Consider the following 12,360-nt stretch of genomic DNA (forward strand, 5'->3'; position numbering starts at 1 on the left):
GAATCCTCGCAAAAACGGCCGCGCATGCGCGGCCAAGTGCGGCTTCGACCTTAACGCTTCCGATGTCAAGTGCTGGCTTAAATACGAGCGCTACGAGCGATCGGAGCGATGAATAAACCGGTCAGGCAAGCCGACGGACAACCGCTACTAGCGACCCGGCAACGTCGGAGACATGACTACTTCGCTGAAATAGTTGACGATTTCGGGAAAGTATCCTGGAATGGCGGTTTTCCATGCAGATGCTTTAGGCGACACCGATGCGACGAGACTGATATCGCTGCAAGTCCAACCACTTACCTTCTGCCTGTCATTCGTGTGTCACGATCGCCCGCTAATCACGACACCGTAACGTGACTTCACAAACGCGCGAGGATTCCCATGCGTAAAACTCTAATCGCTCTTGCCGCCGCCACCATGCTGGCCGGCGTTTCCCACGCAGCCACCGTCTATCCGCTCGATCGTGCAACGATCCTGGTCGGCTCGCCTTTCGACTTCAAGGTCGAGTTCGACGGCGCCATCAAGAAGGAAGACGTGAAGATCACCATCAACGGCCAGGATGCCAAGTCCGTTCTCGGCGCCGATTTCAATTTCGTGGCCGACGAGAAGGGCAAGGACGACAAGAGCCTCGGCTCTGCCGTTATTCTGCGCTCCGCCAAGATCGGCAAGGCAGGCACCTATAAGGTAGAAGTCAGCGCCGGCGGCCAGACGAAAGCCGTCACCTGGGACGTGTTCGGCACCTCCGCGACCCCGAAGGCCAAGAACGTCATCTTCCTGCTCGGCGACGGCCTCTCCGTCGGCCATCGCACCGCTGCCCGCCTGATGTCCAAAGGCATGACCGAGGGCAAGGCGAACGGACGCCTCTTCATGGACGACCTCGATCACATGGCATTCATCGGCACATCGTCCACCAATGCGATCGCCACCGACAGCGCCAACACCATGTCGGCTTACATGACCGGCCACAAGACCGCGATCAATGCGCTTGGCGTCTATGCCGACCGCACGCCGGACTCGCTGGACGACCCGCGTGTCGAAAACATCGCTGAAGCGGTGCGCCGCCTGACCAAGAAATCGATCGGCGTCGTTTCCACTGCCGAAATCGAAGATGCCACACCGGCCGCCGTCATTTCCCATACGCGCAAGCGCGGCGACAAGGCTGAAATTGCCGCCATGTTCCTCAACACCAAGCCGGATGTTATCCTCGGTGGCGGCTCGGCCTATTTCCTGCCGAAGGACGTCCCGGGCTCCAAGCGCAAGGACGACAAGGACCTGGTCAAGACCTTCAAGGACGATGGCTACGCGCTGGCGACCGATAAGTCCGAGCTGACAGCCGCCGCTGGCACCAATACCGGCAAGATCCTTGGCCTCTTCCACACCGGCAACATGGACGTGACGCTGGACCGGGAATTCCTCAAGAAGGGCACGGTCGGCAAATTCCCGAACCAGCCCGGCCTCAAGGACATGGCCAAGGTCGCGCTTGATCAGCTTTCCAAGAATCCGGACGGCTTCTTCCTGATGATCGAGGGCGCCTCGATCGACAAGCAGGCTCACACGATGGACTGGGAGCGCTCGGTCTTCGAAACCATCGAGTTCGACCAGGTTGTCGGCATGGCGCGCGAATTCGCCAAGACGCATCCCGATACGCTGATCGTCGTCACCGGCGACCATACGCATGGCGTTTCGGTCATCGGCACGGTCGATGACGAAAAGCCGGGCACGGACATGCGTGAGAAGGTGGGCGTCTACGCCGATGCCGGCTTCCCGAACTATGAGGACAAGGACGGCGACGGTTTCCCTGACAAGGTCGACGTGAGCCGCCGCCTCGCCATCTTCGCCAACAACTATCCGGACTATTACGAAACCTTCCGTCCGAAGATGGACGGCCCGTTCGAGCCGGCAATTCAAAACGAGAAGAAGGAATACGTCGCCAACAGCGCGTACAAGGACGTTCCCGGCGCCGTGCTTCGCGAAGGCAATCTGCCGCGCAATGCCGATACAGCCGTTCATGCCGTCGACGACGTCGTGCTGCAGGCAACCGGTCCTGGTTCGGAAGAATTTAAGGGCTACATGGAAGAGAGCGACGTCTACCGCGTTCTCGCCGATACCTTTGCGCTCGGCGCAGAGACTATGTAATTTGCCAGAAACCTCCGGGCGGCATTGGCCGCCCGGAGGCCATTTCCGAGGAGGTGCGCGGTGGGCAACATTCTTTCCGGTTCCGTTGTCAGTCGCCGCAGCCTGCTTGCGATGATCGGCCTGTCGCCATGGGTCATGACCGCGGGCCCCAGCCACGCCTCGCCCAGCGAACTCTCCTTCGGCGATCTCTACGGCAAGGTCAGCGCGCTCGGCCTCGAATTTTCCGACAAGGTTAAGTCTATGAACGGACAACAGATCCAGATGCGCGGCTTCATGGCGCCGCCGCTGAAGGCAGAAGCGAAATTTTTCGTGCTGACCGAAATCCCGATGTCGATCTGCCCCTTCTGCTCGACCGATGCCGACTGGCCGGACAATATTGTCGTCATCTATCTCTCGGAAGCGCAGACCTTCGTGCAACCCGGCACGCTGATAGCCGTCGCCGGCACGCTCGAAGTCGGCTCCTGGACGGACCCGGAAACCGGATTCTTAAGCCGGCTTAGATTGCGCGACGCGAACTATTGGGTTGCCTGAACAAGATGCTGTCGCTTGAACTCGCCGATATCTCCATTACTTTTCCTGGGCTCGCCGCGCCGGTGCTGACGATCGAGCGACTGCAGATTCCGGCCGGCGGTCGCGTGGCCGTCACCGGCGCCTCCGGATCCGGCAAGAGCACCTTCGTCAACGTTATCACCGGGCTCGAACGGGCACGCCAGGGCCGCATCGACTGGAGCGGCACGAACATAGCCAAGCTCTCCGAAGGTGGCCGGGACCGCTGGCGTGGCGCCAATGTCGGCCTGGTTATGCAGGATTTTCATCTGTTTCCCGGCCTGTCGGCGATCGAAAACATCTTGCTGCCGGCAAGGCTTGCCCGCTCGGCATCCGCCGAGATTGTCGAACGGGCACATGATTTGTTGAAGCGGGCAGGTCTGAAACAGCCCAGGCAAAGGATCGAGACCATGTCGCGCGGCGAGATGCAGCGCGTTGCCGTTGCCCGGGCGCTGCTGCAAAAACCCGGCGTTATTGTCGCCGACGAGCCTACCGCCAGCCTCGATGTCGACAGCGGCGAAGCCGTCGGCAGCCTGCTGCTGGAACTCGCCGATCAGGAAAAGAGCACACTGATCGTCGTCTCACACGATGAGCGGCTGACCGACAAGCTCCAGCGCAAGATCACCTTCAACCTCGGGCGCATCGCCAACGATACCCGGTCGATGGAAGACGCAGCATGATCCGTTTCATCCTGGCCGATCTCCGCAGATTCTGGCTCGGCTCGGCCGTGCTCGTTCTGATCGTGGCCTTGGCCGTGGCGCTCGGGGTGACGGTTACGCTGCAGGAACGGGCGCTCAGGCTCGGCAGCGCACGGGCCGCCGATAAATTCGATCTGGTGATCGGCGCAGCCGGCAGCGAGAACCAGCTCGTGCTCTCCTCGGTCTTCCTTCAGGCCGCGCCGTTGCCATTGATGGATGGCGGGCTGCTGACAACACTCGCTGCCGATCCCCGCGTCGCCTGGGCGGCCCCGATCGGCTTCGGGGATTCGTTCATGGGCAATCCGATCGTCGGCACGACGACGGCGCTGGTGCATAATCTCGCCGGGGAACTGGCGGAGGGAAAAATTTTCGCAAAGGAAGGCGAGGCGGTGATTGGCGCAGGCGTTGCCCTCAAACAGGGCGATGAAATCAAGCCGATGCACGGCTCGGCGCAGGAAGGGGGACATACCCACTCCGAACTCGCCTACCATGTAACCGGCCGCCTGAAACCTACCGGAACGGCCTGGGATCGAGCCATACTGGTCCCGATCCAGGCGGTCTGGCATATCCACGGCATGGGCCATCACGACGATCACGAAGACCCCGCCGAAGCGCATGATGAGCACGAGCATCATGCCATCGATCCGGATGCGCCGTTGAATGAAACGTGGGATGATGAGGTTCCCGGCCTGCCGGCAATTCTGGTGAAGCCGAAGACCATAGCCGATGCCTATAAACTCAGGCAGCAATACCGCGCCGGCGCAACGCTGGCTGTGTTCCCCGCCGAGGTCCTGACCCGGCTCTATGCGACGCTTGGCGATGCGAAACAGGTGCTGTTTGCGATCGCTGTAGGGTCGCAGGTCCTGGCGGCGGCGGCGCTGCTGCTGGTGACGGTCATGCATGTCGGGCAGAGGCGGCGCCAGATCGGCGCGCTCAGGGCTTTCGGCGCCCCGCGCGGCGCGCTGTTTGCGATCGTCTGGTTGGAGCTGTTCGCGCTGGTGGCCATCGGTGTCGCCATGGGCTTCGGCATCGGCTATGCAGCGGCTGCGGTAATTTCTGAGGTCGTGGCGGGGGGTAGCGGCGTCGTCATGCCGGTCGGATTCCTTCGCGAAGATATCGGCTTCGCGGCGGCGCTGCTGGCGTTTGCGGCATCGATCGCGTCCGTACCCGCTATCCTCGCTTACCGTCAGCCGCCCGCCGCCGCACTCCGCGGCTGACCGGAACGGTCTCGGGGGCACACTTAGCCCTTAAGACGTGTTCCGACCGGGCATTGAACGGCAGATAAGGGATTTGGTTCTATTGAAACTGCGCTAAAAGTGCCTCAGCCCCCTTGTCGATCGAGACTTTCGAGGCCTTGAGGGCGCCGAAGCTCGCGCCCACGTTCATCGCGCCGGGAAACTGCTTGGCGACAAAGGCGGAAAGCAAACGATTGCTCGGGGCGTCGTAGATCTCGACCGCATATGAAACCGAGCCGGTCATCGATCCCTCCTTGTCACGGGCAGCCTGGACCACGTTGTAGACGTTACCTCCGACATCAAGATGCGAGAACGGTCCAAGGACCGGCGTCGTCTTCTTTGCGCCGGTAAGCGTCAGGTGAATCCGCAAGGTTCCCGGCATCGGCGTATTGACGATGCCGAAGCGGGTTCTGAGCTGTTCGGTGAAGCGGGTCTGCATGTAGTTGGCCAACTCGCCTTTGTCCTGCTCGCTCGTGTCGATGAACTGGTTGTCCTGGGCTCGATAGACTGTCACCGGATCGATAATTGCCTTGTCATACTGCTTCCAATCGGCATTGCCCCGATAGCGGAAGGGAACGCGCCCACTCGGGTCGCTGGGGTTGGGCTGCAAATTCGGCGCTGACGCCAATCCGGAATAAACCAGCGGATCCGCCGTCGTACAGCCGGCAAGCGCCGACCCAATAAGGATGAATGCGAGCGAAGCTTTGGAAGCAAGTTTCAAGATTATCTCTCTCGTGAAAAAATGGGCGGGCGAAAGATGTCACTTGAACCAGCGATAGCGCCTGATCGCGTTGCTGTGTGTTCAGATATGTTTAGAAATGTTGACGCCGGTCTTTGAGCTCCGTCGGATGCCGACAGACCGGATATGGCTCCACTAGCAATGGTGGATGCTGTCCATCTTGAAGGGATGGGAACGGAACTGGGTATCCGCGATTACCTGGGGCAGTTCGCTGGTGTCGCGATCCGCACCGATGTCACGGTGCAGCACCGCCCGAGCCGGACAATCGGGGCGAGCCCGGCACCAAGGCATTCTTTGCCCGGCGCCGCCGAGATGTGGCAGCGTCAGGCAATTGCTTCAATGACCTCTTAGATCAAGCGCTTCGACTTAGCTCTTCGGCTTGAGGCTTTCAGGGTCGTAGATCGGCTTGTAACCGATGCCAACCACCTCGACCGGATAGGTCTCGGCAAAATATTCGATATTAAGCTTGCGACCTTCCTGGCAATAGCTCCATGGCAGGTAGGCGAGCGCGATATTCTTGCCGATGGTTGGGCCAAAGGCGATCGAGGTCGTGTAGGAGCGGCGGCCGAGTTCGTCCACCAGCACCTCGCCGGTTTCCGGATCCACGACCGGGAGGTTGCCGAGCGGATAGCGGGCGACACCCTTGCTGTCGACATTGTCGGTCATGACGAGGGTGCAGAGCATGGCCGGCTGATGGTCGCGTGCCTTGTACTCCAGATGTTTCGCCTTGCCGCGGAAGTCAGCTTCCTTAACCTTTGGGCGCGCGAGGTCGCATTCGAGCAGGTTGTACTGGGTCAACAGGTCTGCGTTCTGCAGGCGCAGGCTTTTCTCCATGCGGCGCGAGTTGGCATATGTTTCGACGCCGAAGGCCATGACGCCCGTTGCGCGCAGCGCATCCCAGACCGCAAGGCCATCCTCGTACGCCATGTGCAGTTCCCAGCCCTGCTCGCCGACATAAGAGATACGGAAAGCCGTGACCGACTTGCCGGCGATCACGATCGGCTTGATCGCTGCAAAGGCGAAGTTTTCGGGATCGAGTCCTGCCGGATCGGCAACGACCTTCTTCAGCGTGGCGCGGGCGTTCGGACCCCAGAGACCGATGGTGACGAATTTCTCGGAAACGTCGGTGACGGTGACGTTGAAGCCCTTATCCTCGGCAATGCGCTTTATGTAGTGGAAATCGCGCGGGCCGGCGTCCGCTCCATCGATCACTCTGCAGCGATCGGCCATGCGAATGACCGTCAAGTCGGCGCGCACCATGCCCTCGTCGTCGAGGAAGTGGGTATAGATGCCCTTGCCGATATTGGCATCGCCGCCGATCTTTGCGGCACAGACCCATTCCATGAGTTCGACATGGTCAGGTCCTTCAACATCGAACATGTAGAAGTGGCTGAGGTTGACGATGCCGCAATCCTCGCTCATCGCCAGATGTTCGGCATTGGAGACGCGCCAGAAGTGGCGATTGTCCCATTCGTTTTCGCGAACCGGAACGCGGTCGCCGTATTTCTCCAGCAGGTGTTCGTTGGCGGCATAGCCGTGAGCACGCTCCCAGCCACCCAGCTCCATGAAATAGCCGCCGAGCTGCTTTTCGCGCTCGTAGAAAGGCGAGCGCTTGACGTTGCGGCCCGAAGCATAGGGTTCGCGCGTATGGACCGCTGGGAAATAGATCTTCTGCGCGGCCTCGTAGCAGCGGCCTTCGATAAATTTCTCTTCAAGCTGGTGCGGGTAGAAGCGCGAATAGTCGATGCTGGCGTGGTCGATCTCGGTGCGACCATCGGTCATCCAGTCGGCAATCAACTTGCCGTATCCGGGACCGTCCTTGACCCAGATGGCGACGCAGTACCAGAGGCCGCGCACCTTCTGGCTCTCGCCACACGACGGGCCGCCAGCGGCGGATACCTGCAGGAGACCGTTGAAGGAGTGGCCTTCATTATAGCCGAGCTCGCCGAGGATCGGTGTCAGTTCCATCGCGCGCTCGAGCGGCTCGAGAATCTGTTCCATGTCCAGGTCGCGCTGCGAGGGCGAGAGGCGCGCCTCGTGCTTTTCGAGCAATTCGCGCGGATGGCACATGCGCGGATTGTCCTTCTCGTAATATCCCCACTCGATCTGACCGCCCTCGGTGGTCTTCGGGTCGCCGGTGTCGCGCATATAGGCGGAGTTGCCCTGGTCGCGCAGCAGCGGATAGCCGATTTCCTTGCCCGTGCCTTCAAATTCATTGTAGGGGCCGAAGAACGTCAGCGGGTGGTCGACGGGCATGACCGGCAGATCTTCGCCAACCATTTCGGCGATCAGGCGACCCCATAGGCCAGCGCAGACAACGACATGGTCAGCCATGATAGTGCCGCGATGGGTTACGACGCCCTTGATGCGGCCACCTTCGACAATCAGTGACTTGGCCGGCGTATTGCCGAACACCTGAAGCTTACCGGATTTCTCAGCGGCATCGACCAACTTGCCGGCTACGGTTTGCGAGCGTGGAACGACGAGGCCGGCATCCGGATCGAACATGCCGCCCATGACCTGATCTTCCTCGATCAGCGGGAACATCTTCTTGATCTCTGAGGGCGTCACGAGATGGGCGCGCGTGCCAAAAGACTTGGCCGAGGTTACCTTGCGCTTGATTTCTTCCATCCAAACGTCATCGCCGGTGCGAGCGACTTCGAGACCGCCGATGCGAGCATAGTGGCCGAGCTTTTCGAAGAAATCGATGGAGTACTGGGTTGTCCAGACCGAGAGATAGTCATGGCTGGTGGTGTAGCAAAAATCCGAGGCATGCGCCGTGGATCCGATGTCAGTAGGAATGCCCGACTTATCGATGCCGACGATGTTGTCCCAACCGCGTTCGATCAGATGATGCGCGATCGACGCACCAACGATACCTCCGAGACCAACGATGACTACCCTCGCTTTTTCGGGAAACGCTGACATTTTCACCCCTCTTCGTTTCTAACGACATTGAAATTGACTGTATCAGGCCGGGTCTAGCAATGTTTTCGATGTGCCGTGCGACAGACTCCGACAGTAGATGTTCAAAGCGGGCCATCCGAAGCTTGCGGGTCATCCCGGTCGCGCCTGGCAGACATCCGCTGAAATGGTCGCTTCTGACGGGACTGCAGCAAGCTCGCCAGGTGCTAGGTATCCTTCCAGCCGCAGGGATGCCATCGATTTTCCGTGCATCCAGACCTTCAGCATGAGATTTCCCGTCGATTTTTATATGTTCCTCACCGTCGCCTAGCCGGGACAGAGGAAACGTCTGCCGAAACAATCAACCGAAACGGTCTAATTCAGTAGAATTGAATGCTCGAAATACCGAAATCCTTGAAAGGACTTATCCGATTTCCGTATCGATCGTCTTTAAACCTATAGGCGCAATCCTTACGTCCTCTATCGTTATGTCTATCAAGGCAACACCGATGTGAGATCACTCACGACCACGCCGTCCCTCAGTGGGGACTCGGGACGCGCGGTCATTTTCCCAGACAAATGAGCAGCCCAAGCGTTCGACACGCCCTTAATGCGTCGAGCGTAAAGGCGCGCGCAATCTCCCCGTCTTAATAACCAACACCAACCGGGCGGCCGTCGGATGGACGAACCCGTGCGCCCATAGGAGAGAAGAGATGGAATCCTTACAATATCTCAGCCCGATGGAATGGATGGCGATCGAAATCGCCGTCGCGGTCATCGTGCTGACAATCCTGTTCCGGTGGAGCGGCCTGGTCCGCTATATCCCCAACGACAGGCTCGGCATCCTCGAAAAGCTGTGGAGTTTTCGGGGCTCCGTCAAGAATGGCTTCATTGCGCTCAACGGCGAAGCCGGGTTCCAGCCGGAAGTCGTGCGCGGCGGCCTGCATTTTTTCATGCCGTTCCAGTATTCGATGCATCGCGCCAATCTCGTGACCATTCCACAAGGCCAGATCGGCTATGTCTTCGCGCGTGACGGCAAGTCGTTGCCGCCGACCCAGACGCTCGCCTCGAATATCGAAGCCGATGACTTCCAGGACGTGCGCGGCTTTCTCCTCAAGGGCGGCCAGAAGGGTCCGCAGCGCAAGATCCTGCGCGAAGGCACGTATGCCATCAATCTCGCGCAGTTCATCGTGCTGACGGCGCAATCGACCCACGCCGTAAACCTGAGCTCGTCCGAACAAAAGCTGTTTGCGGATATGTCCACGCTGATCACCGAACGGGATGGATTTGTGCCCGTCGTCATCCACGACGCCGAGGACCTGATCGGCATCGTCACTATTCACGACGGTCCGGCGCTGCCGGATGGCGAGATCATCGCGCCGACCGTTGCCAACGACCCGAAGGATCCGAATTTTCACAACAATTTCCAGGACCCGGAGAAGTTTCTCAATGCCGGCGGTTATCGCGGCCGCCAATTGCAGGTGCTTGCCGACGGCAGTTACTTCCTCAACCGCATCTTCGCAACGGTCGAACTCGTCGAGAAGACGATCATCGATGTTGGCACAGTGGGTGTCGTCGTCTCCTATACCGGCCGGCGAGGCGCGGATATTTCCGGCCAGTCCTATCGCCATGGCGAACTGGTCGAGACGGGCGCACGCGGCGTTTGGTCAACGCCGCTTCTGCCGGGCAAATATGCATTCAACACCTATGCCGGCAATATCGTCATCGTGCCGACCACCAACTTCGTGCTCAAATGGTCCAGGGAACAGTTCGGCGAGCATAGGCTGGACGAGAATCTCTCCGAAGTGTCGCTGATCACCAAGGATGCGTTCGAACCCGTGCTGCCGCTCTCGGTCGTCGTGCATATCGACTATATGAAGGCGCCCCTCGTCGTGCAGCGTTTCGGGGACATCAAACGGCTGGTCGAACAGACGCTCGATCCGATGGTCTCGGCCTATTTCAAGAATATCGCCCAGACCAAGACGTTGATCCAATTGCTGCAGGAACGCAGCGAAATCCAGCGCAAATCCGGTGATGAAATGCGCGAGAAGTTTGCCTCCTACAGCCTCGAACTGCAGGAAGTTCTGATCGGCACGCCGCGCGCCAACAATGGCCAGAACAGCATAGAGCAGATCCTGATCCAACTGCGCGAGCGCCAGATCGCCGTTGAAAAGGTCGAGACCTATAAATTGCAGGAAGCGGCTGCAATCCAGGAGCGCACATTGCGCGAGAAGGAAGCGCTCGCCGAACAGCAGGCCAAGATCACGACATCAGCACTCACCATCGAGATCAGCGAGAACGAGGGTAAAGCGCAGCTCGCCCGCACCCGCCAGCAGGCAGAAACCATTCAGGTCACGGCCAAGGCAGAGGCCGAGAAGGTGCGCCTCGCCGGTCTCGGTGAGGCCGACCGGATCAAGGCCATCGCGCTTGCCGATGCCGAACGTATCAAGGCGACCGGTTTTGCCGATGCAGAGAAGGTGCGCGCCGTCGGCCTGGCGGAAGCCGAAGCCACCGAGAAAAAGGTCGCGGCCTTCGGCGGGCCGGACTATCAGCTCAACTCGCAGGTGCTCATGCGCTTCGCCGAGGCGATCGAGAACGGCAAGCTGCCGCTCGTGCCGCAGATCCAGGTCGGCGGTGGCTCCGGCGAGAAGGGTGCCACCAATGGTCTGGTGGAAATGATGCTGTCGATGCTGGTCGCCGACCGGCTTGGACGACAGGCACCGCCGGCCGCGGTGCCGGCGCCGCTCGAGCAGGACTGATTGTGAACGGGCCGGTCATCCCGGCCCGTTTTGCATCCTGCCTATAGGCTCATTGCGTTCCCTGAAACGACCAATGCGTCTGAATGATTTTCCACCCCTGCGGCTCGTGCCGGAAGACCTCCGTGCAGTTCCAGCGCATCGCCCGCTCCGTGCCGGCCCACGAGTGGAAATGATAGGTCAAAATCGCAACGTCGCCGACCGCCTCTACGCGCACATCGAGGAATTCGTACCGCGAGGCAAATATCTTGCCTCGAATGGTATCATAGTGGGCGCGCAGATTATCGAGCCCGTCGATGCGGCGTGGAATGAAGGGATCGAAATAGGTGACATTGCGGGATGACAGTTCAAGGAACCCATCGGGATCCCCATTGCACCACCGCGCCATTGCGGCTTTTTCCAACTCGACGACGGCATGAGACTGTGACATCTGCTCTCCTTTGAAATTTCCCGGTTGCGGGAGAGCCGTCCATTAATAGGATTTCCGTGTCCTTGGACAGTACGCACAAATAGCGCAGCTATTGTCCCAAATCGCCAAATTGTGGAACATCATGCGCAAGCAACGTCATCAGGTCTATGCCAACTGCCCGGTCGAAGCAGCACTCGACATCGTTGGCGGCAAATGGAAGGCTATTCTGATTTTTCATGTCCTGGACGGGCCGAAACGATTCGGTGAACTCGGACGCCTGCTGCCGGGACTGACGCAGCGGATGCTCACGACGCAGTTGCGCGAGCTTGAGGCCGATCACATCATCACGCGCACGATTTATCCGCAGGTGCCGCCCAAAGTCGAATATTCGATCACGCCCTTCGGCCAAACCTTGGTCCCGGTCCTGCGTGAACTGGCGCTGTGGGCTGAAGACCATGTGAAGCCCCTTATAGAGCAGGCACGACACGCAGATGCGGAGGCACGGACGATCAATCGATAGAGGATGGCTTGTGCAAAGTTTGGGTTGACCGTTTTCGATGGCGAAGCGACACTTGTAGCCGGCAGCAAGGCAGGAGGAAAAAGATGGATGAGCCAGACCGCTGGCGCCACATGGCAAGCGCACCGAAAGACGGCAGCCGGATCCTCGTCACGATCCGCCCGTCCGAACAGGGGGCCGCAGAGGTTGATCTCGCATATTGGTCGAATGGCGATCAGTTCGGTGCGGAAGGCTGGCGCGCCTCTGATTCCTCGCCCGGCCGCATCGTTGAATATGCCGAGCCGGAATTGAAGTGCTGGATGCCGATGCCCTCGGCCAATCTCCAGCGCACCTCGATGCCCTCCCCCTGGGAAGGTGACGACGTTGAGCAGCTCGACGGGTCAGGGATTTAAGACCTCGCGCCGCCATGTGGCGAAGTTTCGA

At 59.7% G+C, this 12,360-nt stretch carries 10 protein-coding genes; 7 read left to right on the forward strand and 3 right to left on the reverse strand.

Going from position 1 to position 12,360, the window contains the following annotated elements:
• The first annotated feature begins 378 nt into the window (after positions 1–378).
• The 4 genes from QA648_RS29265 to QA648_RS29280 all read left to right on the forward strand — a co-directional run bounded on the left by QA648_RS29265 (position 379) and on the right by QA648_RS29280 (position 4,594).
• Positions 379–2,133 carry an alkaline phosphatase gene (locus tag QA648_RS29265; RefSeq protein ID WP_104827481.1) on the forward strand — a complete coding sequence of 585 codons (1,755 nt, stop codon included), beginning with the start codon at positions 379–381 and terminating at the stop codon, positions 2,131–2,133.
• Positions 2,134–2,244: 111 nt separating this feature from the next.
• Positions 2,245–2,664 (forward strand): hypothetical protein, encoded by a 420-nt coding sequence (locus QA648_RS29270; protein ID WP_283054304.1) that lies wholly within the window; start codon positions 2,245–2,247, stop codon positions 2,662–2,664.
• A 5-nt stretch (positions 2,665–2,669) separates the two neighbouring features.
• On the forward strand, positions 2,670–3,359 hold the full coding sequence (locus QA648_RS29275; protein ID WP_283052419.1) for an ATP-binding cassette domain-containing protein: 690 nt from the start codon (positions 2,670–2,672) through the stop codon (positions 3,357–3,359).
• Positions 3,356–4,594, forward strand: a complete 1,239-nt coding sequence (locus QA648_RS29280) for an ABC transporter permease (protein ID WP_283052420.1) — start codon at positions 3,356–3,358, stop codon at positions 4,592–4,594. Before QA648_RS29275 ends, QA648_RS29280 begins: the two co-directional genes overlap by 4 nt.
• 79 nt (positions 4,595–4,673) lie before the next feature.
• Here QA648_RS29280 and QA648_RS29285 read toward each other — a convergent pair whose 3' ends face one another.
• Together QA648_RS29285 and QA648_RS29290 are read right to left on the reverse strand one after the other, a co-directional pair.
• Entirely contained in the window at positions 4,674–5,333 is a 660-nt protein-coding gene (locus QA648_RS29285; RefSeq protein WP_283052422.1) for a DUF3313 domain-containing protein, read from the reverse strand.
• A gap of 384 nt (positions 5,334–5,717) precedes the next feature.
• A complete protein-coding gene (locus QA648_RS29290; protein WP_283052424.1) occupies positions 5,718–8,279 on the reverse strand; it encodes an FAD-dependent oxidoreductase in 2,562 nt (853 codons plus the stop codon).
• A 689-nt stretch (positions 8,280–8,968) separates the two neighbouring features.
• On the opposite strand from QA648_RS29290, the gene QA648_RS29295 reads away from it, so the two are divergent.
• Positions 8,969–11,014, forward strand: coding sequence for a flotillin family protein (locus tag QA648_RS29295; protein ID WP_283052425.1), 2,046 nt, complete (start codon positions 8,969–8,971; stop codon positions 11,012–11,014).
• Positions 11,015–11,063: 49 nt separating this feature from the next.
• On the opposite strand, the gene QA648_RS29300 is transcribed toward QA648_RS29295, so the two are convergent.
• On the reverse strand, positions 11,064–11,441 hold the full coding sequence (locus QA648_RS29300) for a nuclear transport factor 2 family protein (protein WP_283052426.1): 378 nt from the start codon (positions 11,439–11,441) through the stop codon (positions 11,064–11,066).
• A 121-nt stretch (positions 11,442–11,562) separates the two neighbouring features.
• On the opposite strand from QA648_RS29300, the gene QA648_RS29305 reads away from it, so the two are divergent.
• Together QA648_RS29305 and QA648_RS29310 are read left to right on the forward strand one after the other, a co-directional pair.
• Positions 11,563–11,940, forward strand: coding sequence for a helix-turn-helix domain-containing protein (locus QA648_RS29305; RefSeq protein WP_283054305.1), 378 nt, complete (start codon positions 11,563–11,565; stop codon positions 11,938–11,940).
• Positions 11,941–12,023: 83 nt separating this feature from the next.
• On the forward strand, positions 12,024–12,329 hold the full coding sequence (locus QA648_RS29310) for a hypothetical protein (RefSeq protein WP_283052427.1): 306 nt from the start codon (positions 12,024–12,026) through the stop codon (positions 12,327–12,329).
• Positions 12,330–12,360 lie beyond the last annotated feature (31 nt).

This window comes from Rhizobium sp. CB3171, from assembly GCF_029714265.1.
Classification (GTDB): Bacteria; Pseudomonadota; Alphaproteobacteria; order Rhizobiales; family Rhizobiaceae; genus Rhizobium.